A 25,012-nucleotide genomic window follows, 5' to 3' on the forward strand; every position below is an offset into this window, starting at 1 on the left:
TATTTTTGTGCAAGTTGACCATTTCTTCATGAAAGGGCTTTCTCTATTATTAATTTATAGAAGCAGAGGGAGGAATAAAAATGGCAGAACTTAAATTAGAGCACGTCTATAAAGTTTATGATAATAAAGTAACAGCAGTTAAGGATTTCAATCTGCATATTAAAGATAAGGAATTTATCGTATTTGTTGGTCCTTCTGGCTGCGGTAAGTCTACAACTCTTCGGATGATTGCAGGATTAGAAGAGATTTCTGATGGAGATTTTTTCATTGATGAGAAGCGCGTAAATGATGTCGCACCGAAAGACCGCGATATTGCGATGGTATTCCAAAATTATGCGTTATATCCGCATATGAGTGTATATGATAATATGGCGTTCGGTCTTAAGCTACGAAAAGTGTCAAAAGCAGAAATTGATAAAAGAGTAAAAGAAGCTGCAGGCATTCTTGGTCTTGAGGAATACTTAAACCGCAAGCCTAAAGCTTTATCAGGCGGTCAACGTCAGCGTGTTGCATTAGGACGTGCCATTGTACGTGATGCAAAGGTATTCCTTATGGATGAGCCACTCTCAAATTTGGATGCAAAATTAAGGGTGCAAATGCGTGCTGAGCTTGTTAAATTACATCAAAGATTAAATACGACTACCGTCTATGTAACACATGATCAAACAGAAGCGATGACAATGGCAACAAGAATTGTCATTATGAAGGACGGGGTTATTCAGCAAGTGGGCTCTCCAAAGGAAGTTTATGATCATCCGGTTAATATGTTTGTAGCTGGATTTATCGGTTCGCCAGCGATGAACTTTTTTAGAGGAAAATTAGAAGATGGCAGCTTTATTATTTCAAATAAAGTTAAAGTTGCAGTTCCAGACGGAAAAATGAAGATGCTTCGTGAAAAGGGCTATGTCGGTAAAGATATTGTCTTAGGAATTAGACCTGAGGATATCCATGATGAACCTATTTTCCTTGATGCCTCACCTGGTTCAAAAATTGTTGCTTCTATTGAAGTCTCAGAATTAACAGGTGCTGAAACTATGCTATATTCACAAATCGAAGGTCAAGATTTTATTTCCAGAGTGGACTCCCGTACAGAGATTCGAATTGGCGATAAAGTCGAATTAGCTTTAGATATGAACAAAGCACATTTCTTTGATCAAGAAACAGAAATTAATCTTGGTTAGTTTATTTTATAACTTTGGTACCACCCTTTTATTATATATTTTTTGAAGCAATCGGTTTTTCCGATTGCTTTTTTATTTTTGAGGCTGTAAATCTATTGTTTTTTGGAAATCAAACCCGCATTCTCTGCATTTAAATAAATGCACACATTCCGAGCGCTTTGAACTGGTTAGATCACCGTCCTCTAATTTTAACAAATCAATTTCCATGTACGGACTATAGTTTTCATAATAATCATAAATACGCCCTTGATCCTCCATCTCCTCCCCGCACTGAATACAAGGAATCGTCAATTCCGAAACGCCATTACATAATTCACACCACTGCATGGAATCCCCCCAATATTATAAGACTCTGTCTAAAGAAGTAGCCACCTGCTTGTGGATTTGTCCTATCCTCCATTTGTCAAAAGGCATCAGGTGAAATTAAACTTCAAATTTTACTAGCTCGTGAACAAACTCATCATACCTGAGACTAGGAAATCCATAATCTTCGGCGCTTTCTCTTTTCTTATATGTTGTGTAATCTTTCATAAAATCATTCTGCAAATCGTTTTAAAACGGAATAAATTTCCTATTCATTTTGTCGTATATTTTATGTTTTAAAAAACATAATACTAGTACAAGCAGCAATCAACATTGGGTTTATACCATAGATGGTCACAAAGTATTTTGTGTGCTGGTGCAAGTCCAGCTAACCCAACCATAAAAATTCAACGAGGAGATGACAGAATTATGCCTAACAACAGTTCTAACCAATTAGTAACTCCTGGAGCACAACAAGCAATCGATCAAATGAAGTATGAAATTGCTTCTGAATTTGGTGTTAACCTTGGTGCAGATACAACTTCTCGCGCTAATGGATCTGTTGGAGGAGAAATTACAAAACGCCTTGTTCAAATGGCTGAACAACAATTAGGCGGGGGCTTCCATCAATAATCAAAAATAAATATAGTAATGGCTTGGGAGACACCATGAGTGTCTCCCTTTAATTTTCTGTTCTAGGTGCCAATTTCGATAATTTGTGAACTACCGTAGAACGGTTCCCTTTATCTTAGTCAAAACTACGAAGGTGAAATGGGAGTACAAATTTCACTCGGTGAAATTGGGAGTACAAATTTCACTCATCTGTACAATAGAGCTACGGCGCTTCCACTTCTTATCGGTTTACCATTTTACTTGGGTCAATCCATTGATCATATTGTTCCTCTGTTAAGTATCCGGTTTTAATCGCAGCTTCTTTTAAAGTGGATCCTTCTTTAAAAGCTAATTTGGCAATTTCAGCAGCTTTTTCATATCCAATATGCGGATTAAGAGCTGTCACCAACATTAAGGAACGATTCACATTTTGAGTAATGACATCTTTATTCGGTTCAATTCCAATTGCACATCTTTCATCAAATGATTTCATACTATCTGCTAGAAGGTGTAAAGACTGAAGAAAATTGTAAATAATGACTGGTTTGAAAACATTTAATTCAAAGTTGCCTTGGCTTGCAGCAAAACCAATGGCAGCATCGTTTCCAAACACTTGAACCGCTACCATCGTAAGGGCTTCGCTTTGCGTCGGATTTACTTTTCCTGGCATTATCGAGCTACCTGGTTCATTTGCAGGAATGGAAATTTCGCCAATTCCGCTTCTTGGTCCACTCGCAAGCCATCTAACATCATTTGCAATCTTCATTAAATCTGCTGCAAGTCCCTTTAAAGCACCATGTACATGCACTATTTCATCATGACTTGTTAAGGCATGGAATTTGTTGTTGGAAGAACAGAAAGCATAGCCCATTTGCTTGTTTAATTGAACTGCTACCGCATCCCCGAATGTAGGATCTGCATTAATACCGGTTCCAACAGCCGTACCGCCAATTGCCAAATTTAAAATATGTTTTGCGCTTTCTTTAATCATTTGTTCACTTTTTTCCAACATCGCTCTCCAACCACTGATTTCCTGTCCTAGTGTTAATGGTGTAGCATCCTGAAGATGTGTCCGGCCAATTTTAATAATGTCCATAAATGCATGTTCTTTTTGCGCTAAAGTATTTTTTAATTGTTCAATGGAGGGCAATAATCTTGTCTGTATTTCGTTAATAGCTGCAATATGCATTGCAGTCGGAAATGTATCATTCGAGCTTTGTGACATGTTGATATCGTCATTAGGATGAATTTTTTCGTCACTATTTTGCGCTTTCAGTATTTCATTTGCTCTTCTAGCTACCACTTCATTTACGTTCATATTAGATTGTGTTCCACTGCCAGTTTGCCAAACAACGAGTGGAAAATGGTCATCAAATTTACCTTCTAAAACTTCCTCACATGCTTTCACAATGGCATTGCTTTTTGTTGCAGTAAGTTTTCCAAGACCTTGATTAACAATAGCTGCCGCCTTTTTTAGTTGTGCAAATGCTCGAACAACCTCCATAGGCATTTTTTCAGAACCAATTGGGAAATTCTCTTTACTTCTTTGTGTTTGGGCACCCCAATATTTATCCGCTGGAACTTGCATTTCTCCTAAGGTATCTTTTTCAATACGATATTCCATCATACATTCCTCCTTAAGCGTCATATACTATACATTTGTTTCCCATTTGATCTGTTTTCATGTTTATTTTCTCATAATTATTTTTAAAGTTCATGTGGAATGCTTTATTTGAAGAAACAGTAAAAAAGCAACTTCGATCAGAAGCTGCTTTTCATTCAACCTATATTTCATCACATTGCAGGTAATTTTTCTGGAGTAACTGTACTCCCTTTTACTAATTTCGGTAAAACAATCATATAATAAAAAGCAGGTAGCATTAATGATCCACCGACTATACAGAATAATGCTTCTATACTTAGGAACTTTTGGAAAGCTATCGTAATAAAAGCTAATGTGATGGTTTGGGATGACATCATTAATGGATCAATCCACCCCTGTACACGACCCATTAATTTTGGATCAACAATACTAGGCATCCACCCGCCAATTGATACATTAACGACTGGCAAGCTAAGTGCTGATATAAAAATCAAACATAGAAATACTGGGATAGATGTTGCAAATCCAGATAGTGCAACAAATCCTCCTGAAATCAGCAAACCGATAATGATTAATTGATGAAATTTAAACTTTTGAACGAGCATGGAGCTGATAACACTTCCGATTAAAACCCCGCATCCAAAAATAATGCCAATTAAAACAGAATATTCTTCATAGGAGTGTGGAGCCAATTTATATTTTAGAATAAAAATAGGGATAACGGAAAATCCGCCATTTGCTACTCCGAATACTGCAAAACCAACAATTAAGGAACGCAGGATCTTATGCTGTAAAATATAGCCTGCACCAGATTTGAAATCCTTAAAGACAAGTGAAATATTTAAATCTCTCCATGTATGCTTGCCATTTGGAAGTCTGACTTTCTCTTCAAAATGATTGGCTTTTATTAAGATGGCACTGATGAAGAAAGATATGGCATCGATAATAACGGCACCATATACCCCTGTAAACTTATAAGCAAGAATACCCATACCACTCCCAAAAAGCATAAAAACACTTGAAACTGTTTGGTTTAATCCAGCCGCTGTTGCATAATCATCTTTAGCTAAAACACCTTGCAAGATAGCTGATTCAGCTGGACCAAAAAACTTCCGAACACCGCTTCTTAAAAAGAGGACTGCAAATACTAGCGGCATCCATCCAACATAAATAGCCCCAAATAATGCAACTGTAAGAAATATACTGATTGTATCACAATAGTAGGCAACCTTTTGGCGATCCATACGATCCGCAACAACACCAACAATGAAAAAGATAGCTAATGTTGGCAAAGAATACATCATTTCGGCAATTGATGCATATCCTGGTTGGTTAGAAAAACGGTTAAGCAAGTAGAATGTAAAGGCCGTCACTCCAATAACAGATCCCATTTGCGAAGTGAAATTTGCAAAAAACAACTTTGCGAAACTAGGTTTTTTAAATAATTCAATCATTTTTTTCATTTTTTTTACCTCATTCGTTTAAGTTACTCTAATTATATTTTGAAGAATATTTTTTCGAGAGGATCTTATGAATGGTTTTATATCAGTCTGAGGGCTGAAATTGATCTTAACCTATCCTTAATGCTATTTGTTCGATTTATTGACATGGCTAGTTTTTTATTCGCTCTCTTTCTGAGTTGATGCGACGTATTTTCGTGTTATGGGCATTGGCCGGTTTTTCGCTCCCTCTATTTAATTTAATGTGACCTGTTTGCTATTTTATGTGCCGGCTTTCTACATGAATGTGACCCATATTCTGTTTTTTTGTGCCTCGAACGGTTTTTCGCTCCTTACATTCAATTTATTGTGACCTGTTTGCTATTTTATGTGACCGTTTTCAACATGAATGTGACCCATATTCTGTTTTATGTGCCTCGAACGGTTTTTCGCTCCCTCTATCTAATTTAATGTGACTTGATTGCTTTTCTATGTGCCCTCTTAATACTTGAATGTGACACGAATCCTGCTTTATGTGACCCGACCAGTTTTTCGTTCCCTTTATGTTTACATAATAAAAGACCCCAAACATAGTTTGGAGTCTTTTGATGATTAATGTCCTCTAATTTCGTTCCATTTCTTTTTGAACTGATCTGTTAGGTCCTTCCACTTACTTTTATGTTCGTCTATCTTTTCTTTGAGTTTTTTTGCGCTTTCTTTTAATTTTTTATCAAATTCCTCAGCCTTTTCAATGATAGATTGGCTATCCTTTTTACCAGCAAGATTGGCATTTATGGACTGTACGTCAAACTGACCAGGTTCCGTGTATTTCAATGTGTTTTGCATGACAGCTTGGAAAACTGGCACAACCCCTTGAGAGCTTAGTCCATATAAATAATGCTGTGAATCTGTTTTATCATATCCAATCCATACAGCACTAACAAGATTTGGGGTATATCCTACAAACCACTGATCTGTTGTACCATTTGAGCTATAGGTGGATTGTGTGGATCCAGTTTTTCCGGCAATGGTATAACCAGGAACGTTTACACCTTTCCCGGTTCCTGTTTCCACAACATTTAGTAACATCGAAGTCATTTCATCTGAGACCTTTTTACTTGTAACGTTTGTTTCCTTCGGTTTTCTTTCGGCAATTATATTGCCAGTAGGTCCCACAATCTTTGTAATAAGATGGGCATCATAGCGTTTTCCGCCATTAGCAAAAACCGAAAATGCATCAGCCATTTGCATTGGTGATACACCTTTATTCATCCCACCAAGAGCCAACCCTAAATTTCTATCTTCGTTTGTTAATGGAATCCCAAAACGTTTGGCGGCATCCATTCCTTTATTTATCCCTATTTCATTTAAGAGCCATACCGCTGGTAAATTGATAGAATTTTCAACCGCTTTATACATAGGAACTTCTCCGAGATACTGCCCATTATAATTTTTTGGAGCATAATCTCCGAAGGTCATTTTCTCGTCCTTCAAAGAGGAATTTGGTGTATACCCTTCTTCTAATGCTGGGGTATACACCACTAAAGGCTTGATGGTAGACCCTGGTTGTCTTTGCAGCTGAGTTGCACGGTTAAAGCCACGGAATACTTTCTGGCCTCTCCCCCCTACAAGGGCTCTTACTCCACCCGATTTCGGATCCAGTAAAATCCCTCCGCTTTGTACTAAATCTCCGCCTCGTCCCGCTGGAAATAACGAATCATTTTGGTATACATGCTCAAGTCCGGATTGAATGTTTTGATCCATTTCCGTATATATGCGATATCCTCGTGTTAAAATATCATCTTGTGTCAACCCGTAAAGATTGGTTGCTTCATTTAATACTGCATCAACATAATAAGGATATTTGCCTTTTAAAGGATCTCCTCCTCTATCTTTTAAAACTAATTTCTCGTCAACTGCCTGTTTGTATTGCTCATTAGTAATGTAACCATATTGTTTCATAGCTCCCAAAACAACATTTCTACGTTGTATTGCACGGTCCATATGATGGTATGGATCCAATGCAGATGGTGCATTGATGATTCCGGCTAATGTAGCAGCCTCACTCAAATCAACATTTTGTACATCTTTTCCAAAATACGTTTTAGCTGCATTTTGAACACCATAAGCGCTATGCCCGAAATAAATTTGGTTTAAATACATTTCCAATATTTCATCTTTGGAATAATACTTTTCAATTTTAATCGCTAAAAATAGCTCTTCAATTTTACGTCTATATGTTCTTTGAGGTGAAAGAAGTGCATTCTTCGTTAACTGTTGGGTAATCGTACTTCCGCCAGCAGTAACACCACCAGCCGCAATGTTTTTAAAAAAGGCGCTTGTCATACCTCGAAGATCGAACCCACCGTGATCATAGAATCGATGGTCCTCAATAGAAACAACGGCATTTTTCAAATTATCCGGCATTTGTTTTATAGCGACCCCTTCTGTTCGATTAGCTGAAATTTTACTAGCAAGATCACCATCTTTATCATAAATACCCGTAGATTGTGATAGTCCTTTTTTCAATAAGCCCACATTAACCGTACTCGCAAAATAAGTAAAGAAACCTAAAAAACCTAACACAAAAAGTGATAGGGCCAAAAGCATTATTTGATTCATGTGTGCTTTTTTCCATAACCGTTTTACAGCTGACCAAAATTGCTGTAACCGTTCCATGTTGTTCCCTGCTTTCTTTATTTCATTTGGAATATAAATCTCCATACCAATATTTTCAAATATGATATAACTCTTGTTCTATGCTAAAGGATATTATGGAACTAAAAAAAAATCAACGAAAAATTTAAAAGAGGAAGCGCATTGCCCATCGGCGTACGGATTTCGTAGTCTTCGACTGAGATAAAGGAAACATAAAGAGGTAGTTCACGAGCTATTGAAATTGGCACTTCAAATTTCACCGAGTGAAATTAGTATTACCAATTTCACCTGATGTTGACTTATCGTAGGGAGGAGACGGAGAAATACGCTAGCTGATAGGGGTTGGAGCTAGATCCCAATCTATTTGTAAATAGTTTTATTTTAAAAAATAGAAGGAAAGGGATACCCTTTCCTTCTATTTTTTAATTCCTCTTAAAATAAGTCTTGGTGATATTATAAGAATAAAAATAACTAATATAACACTTAGAATAAAGCTTGGGAGCAAATAACCTCCATTATAAAGGAAGGAATAAATTCCTACTGGCTGTCCTTTTGGTGCATAGTTCCCGAAAAAGACAATACCCGTATAAAAATGAACGGCAAATCTAAGCAAGCTTCCAATAAATATCCCAATAACAGAAAATGTAATCCACTTTACTTTGTTAGAATCGATTAATCCATTACGGACTTGGCTTGCAAATATACCCGCAAAACCAATTACTGTAAACGCAACAAAATAATCTAAGATACCTTGAGTTACGGTATAAATTTTCGGGAATCCCGCTACGAATTGTAGTAGACCTAAAAGAAATCCGGTCAATAATCCGCCCTTTACTCCCCATCTAAAAGCCATAATAAAAACTGGAATCATCGCTAATGTGATAGATCCACCTTCTGGCCAAATTGCTTGACAAATTAAACCTGAAACAAGGTCTAACAAATAGGCAAGTGCACCTAGTACTGCAACTTCTACAAGAAATAACGTCTTTCTATTCACTTTTTTCCTCCCCATTTCCCTATATAATAAATTTTCAACTGAATTTCCCTAAATAGGGACTGGGAAAGATAAACCTCTGTATTGTTTTTGATAAAGGCTGTTTTCGTAAAGTTTGTTGTTTTTGAAAATAAACAATGGACCGTTCCTTTCCACGTTTATAATATTATTAAAAGCAACAATTCTTTAAAAAAGAGCCTTCATAAAAAAAAGCAATACAGGACGGTTTTTAGGAAAGTCCTTGTATTGCTTCATTCCATCAAACCACAGTCCCTGCGCTAGCATTATCTAACAGGTTCATAGGGTCAGAACTCATTCGTTCACTCTCAGCCATTATTGGCTCCCCTTGTGGGAATATTCATATTGTCATAATGACTATACTACGAAATTATTTTTTTGACAATACATTCAATTTACTACTTAACTAATAGGTTTAATAAAAAGTTTGGAAAGTTTTTGATAATTTTGATATATTTAAATTAAATTTTCTTTTTTAAAACTAATGCATTGGAGGTGACAAAAATGATTCCGTTAAAGGATGTTATTTCTGATTTTCTAGAAGGACGTCGAGATGTACTATTATCCATATGGAATAATGAAAACCGCATAAATGAGAATGATCCATTTAAGGAAGCTATGCCTCTCAATGGAAGAACTATGTATGATATCGTAGTACAATCGATCACAAAAAGTAAGAGTCAAATTGATGATCTTTTGCAGCCATTGGCTAAAAAGCTTGCAGAGGAAAGAAGAATCGCAAATATTAATATTGGTGAATTTGTGTTCAATGTAAATATTGGCAGAGCGATTATTTTCAAAGATTTATACTGCCAATATCCACTTTGGAACGAGCTGCTTCCTGCCATTGACCAAATAAATTATACATTCGATCAATTACTATATTATACGGTATCCTATTATTCCGAAATGCAAGATACGATTATTAGGGAAAAAAGCCAGTACATCAATACCACTCATCAAGATCGACTAACACTTCTTGGACAAATGACGTCTAGTTTTGTTCATGAATTTCGCAACCCACTAACATCTATTCACGGATTTGTTCAATTATTAAAAGCAGACTATCCAAGACTTCCTTATTTGGACATCATATATAACGAACTGGAACAATTAAAGTTTAGTATCTCCCAATTTCTAATGCTTTCCAAAAAGGAAATTATCGAAAATGAAAAAACAACAGTTCAGCTCAATGATTTAATAGAACAAGTAGTATCATTTTTATATCCTCGAATATTAGAAGTAAATGTAGATGTGCAAAAAGTATACAAAAAAAATTACAGTATCCAAGGCTATCATGATGAAATCAAACAAGTTCTTATCAACATTATTTTTAATGCGATAGATGTCCTACTTAATATTAATCACCCAATCATTCAAATACGATTGGATGAACAAGATCAATTTATAACTTTAGAAATCGCCAATAATGGACCTAAAATCCCCGAAAGCTTAATAGAGCATATTTTTGAACCATTTGTATCCCAGAAGAAAACAGGGACTGGCTTAGGATTATATGTTTGCAAAAATACTATAGAGAAGCATGGTGGTTTGTTAACATGCGACTCGACAGATGATTGGACTGTATTTAAGATACTTCTTCCATATACATAAAAAATGATATTGTACAATATCTATACATATGGCTGTTTTCTTATGAATTTTTGGTTTTCGCAAATCGTTATAAATACTAATCTAGAGTATCTTCGGGGCATCTTTTTTTTATAGTTCATTCATTTTAACCTAGATACGATTGTTATCTAGAGCTTAAGTATACAAGAGCAATAAAGTATAAGAAAAGAACCTTACATATAAAAATATACCAATGAAGCCCTCCCATTTTTTTGGGCGAGCTCCATTGCGTTTATTTATTACCAGAAGAGAAAAGGTAAAAAGGCTAAAGCACCTATAGCACCTAATGCTATTCCTGCACCGAAGCCCCAGCCCCAGCCTCCCCAATAAGGATATCCATAACCATATCCACCGTAATTTGGATAAGCATATCCTCCATATCCTGCACCTGGAAAAGGTCTAAGATAAACCATTCGATTATCTACGCGATGAATAATCCCTCGGTGAATTCTCCCATCTCTTGTTCGAATTTCTACGGGTCTACCAATTCCGCCTTGACACATATGATAGTAACTCACTCATTGTCACCTCCAATAAATTCCTACACTTTTAGTGTATGGATATTTATATATTTTGAGATGGACAATCGTATAGGGCTGATAGCTTATTTTATATTCAAACGCGGAGGTAAATGGTAGATATTGGTGATTTCTGTTTGATTTCTCCATAAAAATATCCTTCCCAATATTAGATGGGAAAGATATTTTTTTATCTAATAAACATAAGCTGCACCTACGATTACAAGAAGAATAAACAATACTACGATTAACGCGAATCCACGTCCAGCTCCAAAACCACCGCCATATCCATATCCAGGATATCCTCCGTAGCCATATCCTCCGCCGCATCCACACATAAAGTATCACCTCCTTAAAAAGGAGTTCAATAATTTTTCTACATCCTTACATTATTCATTATTGAACATGGGCATTGTCGATTCTATCAGCTAAAACAATTATTCATTAGCTGGCACCATGCCTTGGATAGCTTCGTACCCAATTTCATGCATTTTCCTTGCAATTTCTTGATGTCCTTCATTATTTGGAAAAAGTAAATCTCTTGTACACCACTTACCTTCATTTCCTTTAAAATGCTTATTAATATTCAATGTGTATATATGTGGTTTCCCTGCCATACATTCCATATGCCGATTAAAGGTTTTAACCCATTTTTCGGCAGCTTTATCATCATGATATGGATTATGCAAGCCTATGATTGTCAGCATGTACTTAGTGTTCTTCTCTGATTTAATGTCCTTAATTTTTTTGATGATATCATCAATATTACTTTTGCAAGTTTTTAGCGACTTGAAAAACTCATCTTCACTTTCGGTTTCTTCAAACTTCTTCCTCGCATTAATAAAATCCTGATGTCCAGCGGATAATACAATAATATCGCTATCTTTTATTGCATTCGTTACTCTCGTTTCCTCAAGAAGTTTATATATGTCATTGGAGTGATAGGTAGTACGAGCAATACTTGTTACATGGACTCTCTCCTTTAACACTTCTTCTGACATTCTTGCATGTCTATGGATAAAACCTGGTGCTAAAAACGATGCTCCTATCCCAGCGCATAAACCATCTCCTATTGCTAGATACCTCATCGTTATCCCCCCAACAAAAATCATGATGTATCCTTATTCATGTGTATTCATTTTTTATAACCGAGGTCACATGGTTCGATAAAAATAGGCTTTTAACAAAATTTTTTCTTAAATCTATTTGATATAAAATAAAAAAGGAGAAACACATATTCGTTCCTCCTTCTCCTAATTATTCGTATAAATGGCAAGCTACATAATGACTTGGTTTTACCTCCAACCATGCTGGTGATTTTTGTGAACAAATATCCATTGCCTTCGGACATCTTGTCTGAAACCTACATCCGCTCGGAGGGTTTATAGGATTAGGAACATCCCCTTTAAGAATAATCCGTTCACGGGCACGCTCTAATTTAGGGTCAGGTAAAGGTATCGCGGAAAGAAGTGCCTCGGTATAAGGATGAAGTGGATTTTCATACAATTCTTCACTTTCAGATAGTTCCACCATATGCCCTAAATACATAACAGCAATTCTATCACTGATATGTTTTACCATCGATAAGTCATGTGCAATAAATAAGTATGTTAACCCTTTTTCTTCTTGCAAATTTTTCAGCAAATTAACAATTTGTGCTTGAATGGAAACATCTAAGGCTGCTATCGGTTCGTCGGCAACGATAAACTCTGGATCAACTGCTAACGCTCGGGCAATTCCCACTCGTTGTCGTTGACCACCACTAAATTCATGTGGGTACCGATTAGCGTGGTTTTGATTTAATCCTACTAGTTCCAAAAGTTCTAATACACGCGTTCTTCTTTCCTTCCCGCCCATATTCGGATAGTGGATAACCAGCCCTTCAGAAATTATTTCTAAAACGGTCATGCGCGGATTTAAAGATGAATACGGATCTTGATATATCATTTGCATATTTTTATGAATATCGATTTTGTTCGTCTTTCCTATCTTATCCCCCAAATCTTGCCCAGCAAATTTAATATGACCGGAAGTCGGTGTATAAAGTTGAATAAGTGTTCGTCCAACTGTAGACTTTCCACATCCAGATTCACCCACTAATCCTAGTGTTTCTCCTTTATAGATGGTAAAACTAATGTCGTCTACAGCATGTAGGGTTTTATTTTTACCTACCGAAAAGTGCTTTGATAAATTTTCAACTTCGATTAATGGTGTCATGCTCTGCATCAGAAGGTCCCTCCAATACTTGTAGGCTGTAGTTCTTTTGGTGTCCTTTGATCTTGGAGCCAGCACGAAACAAAATGACCCGTTTTTTGTTCTATTTTATCAGGTGAAAAATAATGACAAACTTTCATTGTATAAGGGCATCTTGACGCAAAAGGACATCCTGCGCCAATACTTGCTAAATCCGGTGGAGAGCCAGGAATCGGAATTAATGGTTTCGTACGACTCTCATGAAGCTTTGGCATTGAATGCAGTAACCCCATCGTATATGGATGCTGAGGACTGTAGAATAATTCATCTACCGTTCCCATCTCAACAATTTCTCCAGCGTACATTACTGCTACCCGATCGGCCATATTAGCTACAACTCCGAGATCATGAGTAATGATAATAATTGCAGCACCAGTTTTCTTCTGTAGATCTTTCATTAACTCTAGGATTTGTGCTTGAATGGTTACATCTAACGCAGTTGTTGGTTCATCTGCAATTAAAATTTTCGGATTGCAGGCTAATGCCATGGCAATTACTACCCGTTGTCTCATTCCACCCGAATATTGATGAGGATAGGAATCGAGACGTTCTTCCGCATTTGGAATGCCAACCAATTTGAGCATTTCAATTGCTTTTGTTTTCGCCTGTTGGTTTGTCAGATTTTGATGTTTTTTAAGTCCTTCCATAATTTGCTTGCCTATTTTCATTGTAGGGTTTAATGCGGTCATCGGATCTTGAAATACCATTGAAATTTGCGAGCCTCTTATTTGTTGAACCTTCCTGATTGGCATCTCTAATAAATTATTATTCTCATAAATAATTTTCCCAGAAGTAATTCTTGCATTTTGTTTTGGTAATAAACGCATAATTGCTTTTGCTGTTACCGATTTTCCCGATCCTGATTCCCCAACTATTGCTAGTGTTTCGCCTTTGTTTAAAGTGAAATCCACACCTCTAACTGCATTAACCACACCATTTTGCGTGTGAAAGGAAACATGTAAATCCTCTACATTTAATATCTGCTCCTTCATTTACAGTGCCTCCTTTATTTTCTCATCTTCGGATCAAGCGCATCTCTAAGTCCATCTCCTAAAAGATTAAAACTTATCATGATAGCGCTTATCACAACCGCTGGAAAAATAAGCTTGTATGTAAAAAAGCGCAACGCTTTATATCCATCTTCAATTAATACTCCAAGAGATGCCAGTGGCGCTTGTAAACCAAGTCCGATGAAGCTTAAAAACGCCTCGAAGAAAATTGCCGTTGGAATTGTAAACATTAAGGTAACAATGATGGGTCCCATGACATTCGGAAGTAAATGTTTGCCTATCAACCTCCGATTGGAAGCCCCAAGTGTACGAGAGGCAAGTATAAACTCCTGTCCTTTTAATTGCAGAACCTGTCCACGTACAACTCTGGCCATACCGACCCATCCAGTAATAACCATAGCTAAAATAATTGATTTGATACCTGGTTCAAGAATCAAGATAAATAGAATAATAACAATCAAATTTGGAATTCCTACTAAAATCTCAATAATCCTTTGCATGAAATTGTCTACTTTACCACCGTAAAAAGCTGAAACCCCTCCATACAAGACACCTATAAAAAGGTCGAGTAATGCAGCCACTAATGCGATAAATAAGGATATTTGTGTTCCTTTCCATATCCTTGTCCATAAATCCCTGCCAAATTCATCAGTCCCAAACCAATGGTTGGATGTAATGTTTCTTTTTTTATATTGATCAATGCCATGTACATCCTTACCGTTAAAACCAAGCCATTCCAAGCCTGATATTTTCGGGGGCAAATTCGTGTGGGCTATATTTTGTTGTTTATCTGTGTAACCACTTATTTGAGGCCCAACAATTGCCAGCAAAATCATAATCACTAAAATAAAAATAGAGAGAACTGACCCTTTATTTTTCAAAAGTCTTCCTACGGCTTCTTTCCAAAAAGTAATTGGAGCTGAGATTAATTCATCATGTTTATTCAAATCAATTGGTGCTGAAACGAAAAGATCATCCGTAATTTCTGTTGGAATCTGATGGCTTTCAAAGCATTCTTTATTTTTTATTGGGAGGGATGCATTGTTATTCTTTATTTCTAGATTCATATTTCTGCCCCTCTCTTGAAATTAATTCGGGGATCAAGTACTCCATAGAGGATATCTACAATAAACACGACAAAAATAAATAATGCGCTGTAAAATATAGTAATTCCCATAATCACACTATAATCATTTACTAATATGGATAAAGTAAATTGTTCACCTAACCCTGGAACTGCAAAAATTTTCTCAATAACCAAGGTACCTGTCATGATCCCAACCGCAATTGGTCCAAGCATCGTAACCACCGGAATCAATGCATTTCTCAGAACATGTTGTGAAATTACCTTCGACTCAGAAAGTCCTTTCGCTCGTGCAGTAGTTATATAATCATGACCCAATACCTCCAGCATTTCAGTTCGTATAAATCGAGAAACTGTTGCTATTACACCTACTGATAGTGCAAATGAAGGAAGCAATGTATATTCATAGCTCTCCCATAATGCAGGTGGAAGCCATCCAAGTTTAACTCCAACATAGTACTGTAGTAATGCAGCAAATACGAAGGATGGAATTGACATTCCCAAGACCGCCAATGTGACTGAACCGTAATCTAATATGGTATTATGCTTAAGCGCGGAAATAACCCCAAAAATTAAGCCAGCGATCGTTCCGAATACCATTGCCTGAAAACCAATAAGAGCAGATGGTCCAATCCGACTAATAATCATACTATCCACTGTTCTTCCTGGATATTGAAAGGACATGCCTAAATCTCCGTGAATTAAGTTACCTAAATAACGAATATATTGAAGTGAAACAGGCTCGTCTAATCCATATTTCGCATTTAATATTTTCAATTGCTTGTCCGAAAGCTTCTCAGGATTGCTGAAAGGTGTACCGGGCAAAAGATGCATTAAAAAGAAGGTGAATGTGATGATGATAAAAAGGGTAACGAGCATGTAAACGATTCTTTTTAGAATATAATTTTTCACTAGTGCACCTCAATTCGTTGGGATTTCAAACATAAGTAGAAAAAGAAAAAGGATGCACCAATCGATACATCCCTTGTCTTGTTAGCAGCTTTTTTTATTCTATATATGTCCATTTATAGCTATAATCTGCTCCACTAGGGTGTTCTACTAAGTCTTTCACATTATTATGCTGTAATATTGCTTCTCCAGATTGATATAATGGTGCGATCGCCACATCATCCTCTATCAACATTTTTTCTAGCTGTAAAAGCATTTCGTAGCGTTTTGACTTGTCTGTTTCGAGACGAGCTTGCTCAACTAATGCATCGTATTTTGGATTTGAGTAATCTTCACGGTTAGAAGAACTTCCAGTTACCCACATATCCAAATATGTCATTGGATCACTGTAATCAGGTCCCCATGTTGATAAAGAGATATCGTACTTTATCGACTTTTCTATTTCTAGTCTTTGTTCAAATGGAACTGCTTTAATTTCAAGCTTAAATCCTGGAAGATTTGTCTCCAACTGGGATTGAATAAACTCTGCCATTTGCTTACTAGATTCGGCATCTGAAATATTGATAGATAGTTTAACAGATTTTGCACCTGTTTCTTTCAATCCTTGTTTCCAATATTGTTTTGCTTCTTCCGTTGTTCCTTTTAGCAAACCCCCATTTAATTCCCTGAAGTCCTTTTTATCAGGTGAGAAATAATAATTTTTTGGTACAATCCCATATAAAGGTACTGAACCATTATTTAAAGCAATATCAGTTAAGCCCTTTTTATCAATAGCCATATTGATAGCCTTACGAATATTTTTGTTCTTTAAAATCGAATTGTTTAAATTAAATCGCAAAAACCCAATACCTGCTAGTGTGTTTGTTTTAAATTCTTTATCATCGCGGTAATTATCAACAGAAGAAGCAGTTAATCCGACTCTATCGATTTTTTTACTTTCATAGAGGTTTAGACCAGTTGCATCATCTTTTACAACATACACATTAATTTCATCAAGTTTTACATTATTGGCATCCCAATAAGTTGGGTTCTTAACATATTTCCAGCTGGATTCATGCTTCCATTCCGCTAATTTAAAGGGACCATTGGAAAGAAGATTTTCCGCCTCAAGTGCGTACTGATCTCCCATTTTCTCTACAAATTTTTGATTTTGCGGGAGAAAAGTTCCGAATGTAAGTAAAGTTTCTAATAATGGATTTGGATTTTCTAATGTTACCTGCAATGTCTTATCATCTACTGCTTTCACGCCTAATTCGTCTACTGACTTTTTCCCATCAATAATATCTTGGGCATTTTTGACACCAGCTGTAACAAACATATAATTGTATGCGCCAGCTTCCTTCAGAACCCGTTTCCATGCATACTCGAAGTCATGTGCGGTTACTGGGTCACCATTACTCCATTTAGCATCTCGGATTGTAAAGGTATGTACTAACCCATCCGAACTTACATTATCCTTTTCGGCCATTGCTAAAATTGGTTGATTATTTTGATCTTGGCGGTAAAGCCCTTCATTTGTATTATTTAATACTGTAAAGGCTACTGCATCGTGAGCTTTTGTGGAGTCCATCGTAGGAATTTCTGATGACGCGGTTACATTTAAAACTTGTTTTTTACTCCCAGTATTTCCTTTACCGGTTTCCTGCGATCCTGTTTCCTTATTGGAACCGAAACCACAACCAGAAAGTGATAAGACAGCAACAACCATAAAAATAATAAAAGATGTAATTTTTTTTCTACTCATGCGTTTCCTCCCGTTTTCATTTGAAATAATATTTCTATTTATGGAATAGTTTATACTTTTTGTAAATTAATTTCAATACTAATTATAATATTCCAAAAATATTTAATATGATAGAATACTAATTAATCAAAAAGAAGGGAAGAGATTCTTTGAAAAAAATCTATTTCAGTATGTACATTACATTCATATTTTCAATCTTGTACGTTATTGTCCTTTTTCATAGATGGAGTTTTTTGCATTGGACGAATGTATTATTCTATATTGGATTGGTTTATTTATTAATTGGCTGCATTATTATAGTTTGGTCGAGTAATTTTTTCTCTGCCTTTTTATATAGTTGCAAGCATTTTTTTCAAATAATAAGTAAAAAGGAACAGGTAATCCAAGAAATAGAGGGGAATATGACAGAATTTCTTCAAAAGAAGAAACCGCCTATCCCCTCAAAGCCTTGGATTTTTATTGGGTTATGCTACTGTTTAGTGAGTATTATCTTTTCACTGCAAATTGTTTATTTTGGTCGATGATTTAAAAAGTTCTGGGAGGCAAATCCCTTTACTTGATCTTCAGAATAATACTTTAATAGTTCATTAATTAAATTTTGATACATAGATGAATCTTCCAACTTATGAATATATGTGTCGATTCCATCAAAATCCGATCCAAATCCAATTTGGTTTACTCCGCCTAGTGCACAAAAGTGATCAATATGCTTAATTAAATCCGAAATCCTTACATTTTGACCACCTGATTTGACGAAAGGCGGACAGTAAACTACATGGACTAATCCACCGCGGTCAAACATTGCTTGTGCCTGCTGGTCGTATAAATTTCTGACATGATCACAAACTGCCCTTGCATTCGAATGACTTGCAATTGGATAATCAGAATACTCCATGACATCCCAAAACGCTTTTTCGCAAAGATGCGATACATCTGTAAACACACGATTCCGATTATTAAATTGAACTATTTCCTTGCCAAATGAAGTTAAGCCGGCACCACGTGGTTCGCCGGCACCGTCTGCTGCTAAATTAGCATTATTCCAGGTTAATCCGACAGATCGTACACCTAGTTGATATAAAATGCTTAACTTTTGCATATCATTTCCGATGGCATCGACACCTTCAAGTGTAAGCATTGCACCAATTTCCCCGGCTAGTAAATGATCAAAATCCTCCCAATCCTTTATTTGCTTCATCTCAGGATTTTTTGCGAGTACCTCGTTATAAAAATAATCGATTTGGTCAAGTGCAGCTTGAAATTTTTGTTCAGCTTTCATATTTGGATGAATAAAGATAGCGAAGCACTGTACCTTAACCCCTCCTTTTTGAAGACGAGTTTTGTTCGTATCTAATTCAGGGGCATCTGCATAATTTAGCGTTCCTTTACTATCAGCTAGTTTCATTAATGCATCACAATGTAAATCGATTATATTCATTCCTATCACCTCATTTAAAATAATTGCAGCAGCTATCTACAAATTCGCGGAATAATTGTTCCGAAATATGATCATCATTTAAAGCTAATGGTTCAGGGTGCCATTGAACTCCGACTACAAATGAGTGTGCCACACTTTCAATCGCCTCAATTACCCCATCGGATGACTGAGCTGATATCATAAGCGGATGGACTACATCTCTTACCGCCTGATGATGGAAGGAGTTGACTTTAAATTCTTTTTGACCTGCTATTTTTGCTAATAAACTATTAGGCTCCACTTTTACATAATGCGATAAATGGGATCTAGTTGCTTTTTGTGAGTGTTGAAGCAATGGCGCGTTGATTTGGTTATAGATGTCTTGATACATATCACCACCGGCAGCAATGTTCAAAATTTGAATACCACGGCAGATAGCAAGGATTGGCTTATCCTTTTGCAGCATTTCTTGGATAAGTAATATCTCTAAGCTGTCGCGTCCAGGCGAAATCGATCCAAGATTTGGATGCGGCTCTTCTCCAAAAAGTGTGGGATCAATATCTCCGCCCCCTGATAATACCAATCCATCAAGTTTATCAGCTAATTGCTTCACATCCGAATCAATTCCAATCGGTAGGATAACTGGAATTCCTCCCGCCTTTATCACTGCTTGAATATAGTCATTGGCAAGAGTATGTTTTCCATCTAATTCAACATTTGCTGTTACCCCAATTATCGGTTTCATTAACAATCCTCCTTGTTTTAATACTTTTGTTGTGAAATTATTATATCGCAATTTGTTGGAATAACGACTAATATTGTGAATTTTTTTATTATTTATTTTCCTTTAAAGGGTTTTCCCTCCGCTTATCGAATATAAAAACTGTATATTCATCTACTAAAATATAAAACAAGGGAGTGAAAAAATGAGGAATAATATAGAAGTTCTGTCTAATGGAAGAAAATTAGGTTACGCAGATTTAGGAACCCCCGATGGTTTTCCCGTTTTATTATTTCATGGTACACCTTCATCTAGAATCAATACTGTATCCGAAACTTTACACACAGCCATATTAGAAAATAAAATCCCTTTGAGAATTATCGCAATAGATAGACCAGGCTACGGTTTATCAGACCCATCGCCAAATCGTACCCTACACGATTGGATAAAAGATGTAGAAGAATTGGCTGATTCGTTAAATATTAATCAATTTTCTATCCTCGCAACATCTGGAGGCTCACCTTATGCATTGGCTTGTGGATATGGGCTGCAGGATCGAGTAATGAAAATTGCTTTACTTAGTGGAATTGGCCCATTTACCGAACCTGAATTAAAACAATATGTTTCTGTAGAAGAACAAAATGCATTAAATGCAGCACTTTACGCTCCAGAACAATTAAAAAACATGATGGAAAGAATTCATCAAGATCCAGCAGCCTTTGTAAACCGAATGTTAGCAAATTTTTCAGAAGAAGAGAAAAAACGAATCCCTGCTGAACTCATCAAAATATATATTCAGTCGCTTGATGAAGCATGTAAAAGTTATGAAGGCATGCTAAGCGACTATCTTATTTTTTCAAAACCATGGGATATTCCTTTTGAAAAAATAATTGTTCCCGTTCATTTATGGCATAGTGAGGATGACACAAATGTACCGATTGAGAATGGCAAATACTTAGCTGAAAGGCTTCCAAATTCAGAGCTGCATAGACTTTCCGGCTTGAATCACTATGTTGCAGTTGTTGCTCCTTTGGCAGAAGTAGTACGATATTTGACACACAATTAAATGAAAATAGAAGCTTGGGACTTTATTATCTTATAAATCCCAAGCTTTTTTCATTTATAGTCAGTACCCGTTGATACATCCCTAAAGTACTTTAAATCCGATTACTATGTTTTTCACCATAAAATGAAGGATATTTTCACTAAAAATGATGATTTCTCTGTCTTTCAAGGGTATATTAGTAAATACATTAGATTTTATTTTGCTGTTTTCGTATGTATTGTTGTTTTTCGTGAATTGCATTTTATCTAAAAAATACTTGCCAAACTTAAGTCGCATAAGGAAAGTAATAACATCTTCTTTACAAAAACAACAAAGTTTAAGAAAAGAGCCTTAGGATAACGTTTTTATTGATGGGACAAGGTGAATATTATGTTAAAGATTGTTGCACTAACACACGATGGAAAACTGCAGAAAAACGTGGAACTAAAAGATATTTCCAGTGATTCATACAAATGGTACTGGGTTGATTTGGAAAAACCAACGGAAAATGAATCGGCACTACTATCATCCTTTTTTCATTTTCACCCTTTGGCAATAGAAGATTGCCTTCATTATATACAGAGACCTAAGCTAGACCATTATGAGGACTATTCATTTTTTGTTTTTCATGCTTTAAATCCTGATACTTCGGAAGTTAAAGAGATAGATTGTTTCCTTGGCAAAAATTTTATTGTTACTTTTCATTTTGAACCGCTTAGATACTTGGATAAAATTTATAAAAAAATTGAATCTGGTGCCTTGAATACACCTTTGCTTATATTTCACTCCATTCTTGACGAAGCGGTGGATTTGTATTTTCCAATCATCTATACGATGGAAGATCGCTTAAATGATGCGGAAGAAAATACGAAAGGATTATCGACTACGGCATTAATGGACGAAGTATTCGATATTAGAAGCGATCTATTACGTCTAAGAAGAACCATTTATCCTATGAGAGATTTAGTTTATCGAATTTTAAATTCTAGTCGCATAACCGATTTTGAAGAATATCGTGGTTATTTTAGTGATATTTATGATCACTTGCTGAGATTATCGGAAATAGTGGAGGATTCAAGAGAACTTACAGCAGATATTCGTGATTCTTACATATCATTAAATGCATTTCACGGAAATCAAATTGTGATAAAACTAACGATATTAAGCGCCATTTTTCTACCTCTTACCTTCATCGTTGGGGTATATGGGATGAATTTCGATCGAATGCCTGAGTTGAAATGGAAGTATGGATACTTATTGGTTTGGATAATTATGCTTACTATTGGAATAGGGCTTCCACTTTACTTTAAGAAAAAAGGCTGGTTCAATGACAAAATATAGATGGATAAAAGTATAGAGAGACAAAAAAATATATATAAGAGCTGCTTATTAATAATTAACTGGTTCAGTTTAGAGGTATAAATGATCAAATAATAAAGCAAAACACACTGGTATTCACAATTGAATTTGCAGTGTGTTTTTTATTGCTTTTACAAGGATTAGTTAGACTTTTTCTACTTTTTCGCATCCAAAATTACATAGTTATTCTAAACAATGAAATAATTATTGGAGTATATGCGAATTTGGAGTAAGAAGTTAATAATTGAAATTTGGCATACCTTTTGTCTTTTAATTATATTTAGGTGGTCAATAGACTCGATTGATTACCCTAATCGCTCTTGTTCCTTCATTTCGGTCACCAATAGTCTTGATTGATTACCCTAATCACTCTTGTTCCTTCATTTCGGTCATCAATAGACTTGATTGATTACCCTAATCGCTTTTGTTCCCTTTTTTCGGTCATCAATATCTTCGTTTGGTTACCAAAATTGTTCGATTAAACTAACCTCTCTCATAAACCTATCTGTAAATTGTTTTGAAAATTTAATAGTGAAAAACTTTGATAACGAGAAATTTATATGTCTTGTTTTTTCCTTTTTACATCTTAAAAGTTTAACCTTCACCCTATTATTTACCATTCTTTATTTATCTTTCATATTTGTCTCTTTGGGGAAATATGGGTTTAGATGAATTAGTACTTCCCTAATATTATCATTTTCCTTCATTAGTTCCTCTTTAATTTTCCGAGAAAGATCATGACCTTCTTTTATTGTCTTAAAATGATCAACGGAAATTCTCAAGTCCACTAAAATATAGTTCCCGTGTTCACGAGCACGTATTTTATCAATTCTTCTTACTTCCTCGAATTCGGAGATGATAGAGAGATAACCTTGGAGGATTTCCATATCAATGTTACGTTCAATTAGAATTTGAAATGCCTCGTTTAGCATATCTTTCGAAATTTTAAATATTAAATAAGCAACAAAAATACTCGCAAGCTTATCTCCATATAATAAAATGTGCAAATCAAGTTTGCTGCCCAAATATGAGATGAAAACCCCTATTGCTGCAGCAATTGATGCTACAATATCAGCTTTATGGTCTAAAGCTATTGCTTCTATCGCCTTGCTACTGTGTTGTTTAGCAACCTTATAGGACCATCTGTATAATAATACTTTAATAATGTATGAAAGAAGAGCAATCCACATTGCCAAAAGCATAGGAGTCTCAATCGGCTGAAAAAAGCCCATTATTCCTTCGTAAAGTATGTAAAAGGAAATAAGCAATAGTAATATCCCTACTACACCAGAGACGATTACTTCCGCCTTTCCATGTCCGTATGGATGATCTTCATCCGCAGGTTTATTGGCTAACTTTATTACGAGTAGCACAATAATAGACGCAAATACATCTGCGGAAGAGTGAATACCATCTGCCAAAACGGCATCACTATGGCCAAACCAGCCAGCAGTTAGCTTTCCAATGGTTAAAACCAGATTACTCCAAACACTTATCCAAGCGACTCTTCTCGCTAAAGATTCTCGTGCACCCACTATATAAACACCTCAATTAAATAATCTTTTGTCACGGCTCTTTTTCTTAGACTTTGTTGTTACATAAATTGAAATTCCATAGCTTTCTCCATCAGATTTTAGAATGGAAATCACCTTAAGAAAAGATACCCAAAACGATACTTGTTTGGGATATTAAGCAATGACGAAAAGTAATAACTTATTAGAAAACAACAGTATTGTAATCTTAACAAACATTGATCTGGTGGGTCTAGAGAAAGAATTTTGCCTATATATACGCTTTTAATATGAGGTGAACTCTTTGAAATTATTCAAAAAATGTTGTTCAAACGAAACTTTAAGGAAATGTTGGGCACATTTCAAATATATAAACAACATTTAATTATGATAATTGTTTAACCATATGTAAATAAGGATGCCCATATAAGTCGAAAGTAGACTGATACACAAATCCACTTTTCAAATATAAACGATATGCGTTTGTGTTTTCTTCATCAACATTCAAGCTTATTTTGTGAAAGCCTTTCTGGTTGGCTATGTCTTCAAACGCTCTTAGCAATTGACTGCCGATTCCTTTTTTTCGCTGAGTTGGAGAAACTGCTAATGAATCCAAATAAAATTCATCATGCTCCGTTTCTTTAGAAAGCTCTATTTGGTCAGAATTAAATTCCTGTTGAAGATAGGTTACAAAACTCCGATCGAACTCTTCCGCATCCTTCCCGTGGTAAATGATTGCAATTGCTAATATATGTCCATCTGATTCTTTTACCAACAAATTATGATAGCTGAATCGATTTCCATCCATATAGAATATCTTTGTGAGAAAACTCACTATTTTCTTTTGTGATTGATTTTGTAGGACACCAATTCCTAAATCCTTTAATATCTCATACGTTAATTCTGCTATTTCTTCAACGATATGTTGCGGTTCATTCTTTTTTGCAAATCTAATCAATTTGTTCTCCTCCTTAGTTGTTACTTACATTGTAACAAAAACA

The 25,012-nt window shown here is 35.7% G+C and carries 23 protein-coding genes and 1 riboswitch; of the genes, 6 read left to right on the forward strand and 17 right to left on the reverse strand.

The window, feature by feature from the left end; genetic code table 11:
- The first annotated feature begins 80 nt into the window (after nt 1-80).
- Entirely contained in the window at nt 81-1,181 is a 1,101-nt protein-coding gene (locus tag AC3WJF_RS13635; protein WP_492453051.1) for an ABC transporter ATP-binding protein, read from the forward strand.
- A gap of 72 nt (nt 1,182-1,253) precedes the next feature.
- Here the strand turns inward: AC3WJF_RS13635 and AC3WJF_RS13640 are convergent, their stop codons facing one another.
- Entirely contained in the window at nt 1,254-1,508 is a 255-nt protein-coding gene (locus tag AC3WJF_RS13640) for a hypothetical protein (protein ID WP_492453053.1), read from the reverse strand.
- A 405-nt stretch (nt 1,509-1,913) separates the two neighbouring features.
- Here AC3WJF_RS13640 and AC3WJF_RS13645 point away from each other — a divergent pair, with 405 nt between their 5' ends.
- Nucleotides 1,914-2,117 carry an alpha/beta-type small acid-soluble spore protein gene (locus AC3WJF_RS13645; RefSeq protein WP_492453104.1) on the forward strand — a complete coding sequence of 68 codons (204 nt, stop codon included), beginning with the start codon at nt 1,914-1,916 and terminating at the stop codon, nt 2,115-2,117.
- A gap of 220 nt (nt 2,118-2,337) precedes the next feature.
- On the opposite strand, the gene fumC is transcribed toward AC3WJF_RS13645, so the two are convergent.
- The 4 genes from fumC to thiT all read right to left on the reverse strand — a co-directional run bounded on the left by fumC (nt 2,338) and on the right by thiT (nt 8,793).
- Nucleotides 2,338-3,720, reverse strand: a complete 1,383-nt coding sequence (fumC, locus tag AC3WJF_RS13650; protein ID WP_492453106.1) for a class II fumarate hydratase — start codon at nt 3,718-3,720, stop codon at nt 2,338-2,340.
- A 170-nt stretch (nt 3,721-3,890) separates the two neighbouring features.
- Nucleotides 3,891-5,162 (reverse strand): MFS transporter, encoded by a 1,272-nt coding sequence (locus AC3WJF_RS13655; RefSeq protein ID WP_492453055.1) that lies wholly within the window; start codon nt 5,160-5,162, stop codon nt 3,891-3,893.
- A gap of 588 nt (nt 5,163-5,750) precedes the next feature.
- Nucleotides 5,751-7,817, reverse strand: coding sequence for a transglycosylase domain-containing protein (locus AC3WJF_RS13660; RefSeq protein ID WP_492453056.1), 2,067 nt, complete (start codon nt 7,815-7,817; stop codon nt 5,751-5,753).
- A gap of 394 nt (nt 7,818-8,211) precedes the next feature.
- Nucleotides 8,212-8,793, reverse strand: a complete 582-nt coding sequence (gene thiT, locus AC3WJF_RS13665) for an energy-coupled thiamine transporter ThiT (RefSeq protein ID WP_492453058.1) — start codon at nt 8,791-8,793, stop codon at nt 8,212-8,214.
- Between the two features lie 249 nt (nt 8,794-9,042).
- A riboswitch (TPP riboswitch) is annotated at nt 9,043-9,147 on the reverse strand.
- A gap of 165 nt (nt 9,148-9,312) precedes the next feature.
- Here thiT and AC3WJF_RS13670 point away from each other — a divergent pair.
- On the forward strand, nt 9,313-10,422 hold the full coding sequence (locus AC3WJF_RS13670; protein ID WP_492453060.1) for a histidine kinase N-terminal domain-containing protein: 1,110 nt from the start codon (nt 9,313-9,315) through the stop codon (nt 10,420-10,422).
- A gap of 257 nt (nt 10,423-10,679) precedes the next feature.
- Here the strand turns inward: AC3WJF_RS13670 and AC3WJF_RS13675 are convergent, their stop codons facing one another.
- From AC3WJF_RS13675 to AC3WJF_RS13710, 8 genes are all read right to left on the reverse strand, one after another.
- Nucleotides 10,680-10,958 (reverse strand): hypothetical protein, encoded by a 279-nt coding sequence (locus AC3WJF_RS13675; protein WP_492453062.1) that lies wholly within the window; start codon nt 10,956-10,958, stop codon nt 10,680-10,682.
- A gap of 194 nt (nt 10,959-11,152) precedes the next feature.
- A complete protein-coding gene (locus AC3WJF_RS13680; protein ID WP_492453063.1) occupies nt 11,153-11,296 on the reverse strand; it encodes a YjcZ family sporulation protein in 144 nt (47 codons plus the stop codon).
- Between the two features lie 99 nt (nt 11,297-11,395).
- Nucleotides 11,396-12,046 carry a GDSL-type esterase/lipase family protein gene (locus AC3WJF_RS13685; RefSeq protein WP_492453065.1) on the reverse strand — a complete coding sequence of 217 codons (651 nt, stop codon included), beginning with the start codon at nt 12,044-12,046 and terminating at the stop codon, nt 11,396-11,398.
- 169 nt (nt 12,047-12,215) lie between these two features.
- Nucleotides 12,216-13,184 (reverse strand): ABC transporter ATP-binding protein, encoded by a 969-nt coding sequence (locus AC3WJF_RS13690; protein WP_492453067.1) that lies wholly within the window; start codon nt 13,182-13,184, stop codon nt 12,216-12,218.
- Nucleotides 13,184-14,203 (reverse strand): ABC transporter ATP-binding protein, encoded by a 1,020-nt coding sequence (locus tag AC3WJF_RS13695; RefSeq protein WP_492453069.1) that lies wholly within the window; start codon nt 14,201-14,203, stop codon nt 13,184-13,186. The genes AC3WJF_RS13690 and AC3WJF_RS13695 overlap by 1 nt, the downstream gene beginning before the upstream one ends.
- A 14-nt stretch (nt 14,204-14,217) precedes the next feature.
- The gene (gene opp3C, locus AC3WJF_RS13700; protein ID WP_492453071.1) at nt 14,218-15,288 is read right to left on the reverse strand and encodes an oligopeptide ABC transporter permease; all 1,071 of its coding nucleotides are present in this window, start codon (nt 15,286-15,288) and stop codon (nt 14,218-14,220) included.
- Nucleotides 15,285-16,217, reverse strand: coding sequence for an oligopeptide ABC transporter permease (opp3b, locus tag AC3WJF_RS13705; RefSeq protein ID WP_492453072.1), 933 nt, complete (start codon nt 16,215-16,217; stop codon nt 15,285-15,287). Before opp3b ends, opp3C begins: the two co-directional genes overlap by 4 nt.
- A gap of 94 nt (nt 16,218-16,311) precedes the next feature.
- Entirely contained in the window at nt 16,312-17,958 is a 1,647-nt protein-coding gene (locus tag AC3WJF_RS13710) for a peptide ABC transporter substrate-binding protein (protein ID WP_492453074.1), read from the reverse strand.
- A gap of 170 nt (nt 17,959-18,128) precedes the next feature.
- Here AC3WJF_RS13710 and AC3WJF_RS13715 point away from each other — a divergent pair, with 170 nt between their 5' ends.
- Nucleotides 18,129-18,482, forward strand: coding sequence for a DUF3899 domain-containing protein (locus tag AC3WJF_RS13715; RefSeq protein ID WP_492453108.1), 354 nt, complete (start codon nt 18,129-18,131; stop codon nt 18,480-18,482).
- Here the strand turns inward: AC3WJF_RS13715 and AC3WJF_RS13720 are convergent.
- Entirely contained in the window at nt 18,467-19,396 is a 930-nt protein-coding gene (locus AC3WJF_RS13720; protein ID WP_492453076.1) for a dipeptidase, read from the reverse strand. The genes AC3WJF_RS13715 and AC3WJF_RS13720 overlap by 16 nt on opposite strands.
- Before the next feature lie 10 nt (nt 19,397-19,406).
- Nucleotides 19,407-20,120, reverse strand: coding sequence for a gamma-glutamyl-gamma-aminobutyrate hydrolase family protein (locus AC3WJF_RS13725; protein WP_492453078.1), 714 nt, complete (start codon nt 20,118-20,120; stop codon nt 19,407-19,409).
- Nucleotides 20,121-20,301: 181 nt separating this feature from the next.
- On the opposite strand from AC3WJF_RS13725, the gene AC3WJF_RS13730 reads away from it, so the two are divergent.
- Entirely contained in the window at nt 20,302-21,162 is an 861-nt protein-coding gene (locus tag AC3WJF_RS13730) for an alpha/beta fold hydrolase (RefSeq protein ID WP_492453080.1), read from the forward strand.
- Between the two features lie 369 nt (nt 21,163-21,531).
- Complete coding sequence (gene corA / locus AC3WJF_RS13735; RefSeq protein WP_492453082.1) at nt 21,532-22,482, forward strand: magnesium/cobalt transporter CorA; 951 nt, start codon at nt 21,532-21,534, stop codon at nt 22,480-22,482.
- Nucleotides 22,483-23,123: 641 nt separating this feature from the next.
- Here the strand turns inward: corA and AC3WJF_RS13740 are convergent.
- Together AC3WJF_RS13740 and AC3WJF_RS13745 are read right to left on the reverse strand one after the other, a co-directional pair.
- Nucleotides 23,124-24,038, reverse strand: a complete 915-nt coding sequence (locus tag AC3WJF_RS13740; protein WP_492453110.1) for a cation diffusion facilitator family transporter — start codon at nt 24,036-24,038, stop codon at nt 23,124-23,126.
- Between the two features lie 358 nt (nt 24,039-24,396).
- On the reverse strand, nt 24,397-24,969 hold the full coding sequence (locus tag AC3WJF_RS13745) for a GNAT family N-acetyltransferase (RefSeq protein ID WP_492453083.1): 573 nt from the start codon (nt 24,967-24,969) through the stop codon (nt 24,397-24,399).
- Nucleotides 24,970-25,012: the final 43 nt, after the last annotated feature.

This window comes from Heyndrickxia sp. FW510-T9, assembly GCF_058781025.1.

Bases quoted from the DNA above. Each gene is read 5' to 3' on its own strand.
- AC3WJF_RS13635 (WP_492453051.1), top strand. From the start codon at position 81: ATGGCAGAACTTAAATTAGAGCACGTCTATAAAGTTTATGATAATAAA.
- AC3WJF_RS13640 (WP_492453053.1), bottom strand. From the start codon at position 1,508: ATGCAGTGGTGTGAATTATGTAATGGCGTTTCGGAATTGACGATTCCT.
- AC3WJF_RS13645 (WP_492453104.1), top strand. From the start codon at position 1,914: ATGCCTAACAACAGTTCTAACCAATTAGTAACTCCTGGAGCACAACAA.
- fumC (WP_492453106.1), bottom strand. From the start codon at position 3,720: ATGGAATATCGTATTGAAAAAGATACCTTAGGAGAAATGCAAGTTCCA.
- AC3WJF_RS13655 (WP_492453055.1), bottom strand. From the start codon at position 5,162: ATGAAAAAAATGATTGAATTATTTAAAAAACCTAGTTTCGCAAAGTTG.
- AC3WJF_RS13660 (WP_492453056.1), bottom strand. From the start codon at position 7,817: ATGGAACGGTTACAGCAATTTTGGTCAGCTGTAAAACGGTTATGGAAA.
- AC3WJF_RS13670 (WP_492453060.1), top strand. From the start codon at position 9,313: ATGATTCCGTTAAAGGATGTTATTTCTGATTTTCTAGAAGGACGTCGA.
- AC3WJF_RS13680 (WP_492453063.1), bottom strand. From the start codon at position 11,296: ATGTGTGGATGCGGCGGAGGATATGGCTACGGAGGATATCCTGGATAT.
- AC3WJF_RS13685 (WP_492453065.1), bottom strand. From the start codon at position 12,046: ATGAGGTATCTAGCAATAGGAGATGGTTTATGCGCTGGGATAGGAGCA.
- AC3WJF_RS13690 (WP_492453067.1), bottom strand. From the start codon at position 13,184: ATGCAGAGCATGACACCATTAATCGAAGTTGAAAATTTATCAAAGCAC.
- AC3WJF_RS13695 (WP_492453069.1), bottom strand. From the start codon at position 14,203: ATGAAGGAGCAGATATTAAATGTAGAGGATTTACATGTTTCCTTTCAC.
- opp3C (WP_492453071.1), bottom strand. From the start codon at position 15,288: ATGAATCTAGAAATAAAGAATAACAATGCATCCCTCCCAATAAAAAAT.
- AC3WJF_RS13710 (WP_492453074.1), bottom strand. From the start codon at position 17,958: ATGAGTAGAAAAAAAATTACATCTTTTATTATTTTTATGGTTGTTGCT.
- AC3WJF_RS13715 (WP_492453108.1), top strand. From the start codon at position 18,129: ATGTACATTACATTCATATTTTCAATCTTGTACGTTATTGTCCTTTTT.
- AC3WJF_RS13720 (WP_492453076.1), bottom strand. From the start codon at position 19,396: ATGAATATAATCGATTTACATTGTGATGCATTAATGAAACTAGCTGAT.
- AC3WJF_RS13725 (WP_492453078.1), bottom strand. From the start codon at position 20,120: ATGAAACCGATAATTGGGGTAACAGCAAATGTTGAATTAGATGGAAAA.
- AC3WJF_RS13730 (WP_492453080.1), top strand. From the start codon at position 20,302: ATGAGGAATAATATAGAAGTTCTGTCTAATGGAAGAAAATTAGGTTAC.
- corA (WP_492453082.1), top strand. From the start codon at position 21,532: ATGTTAAAGATTGTTGCACTAACACACGATGGAAAACTGCAGAAAAAC.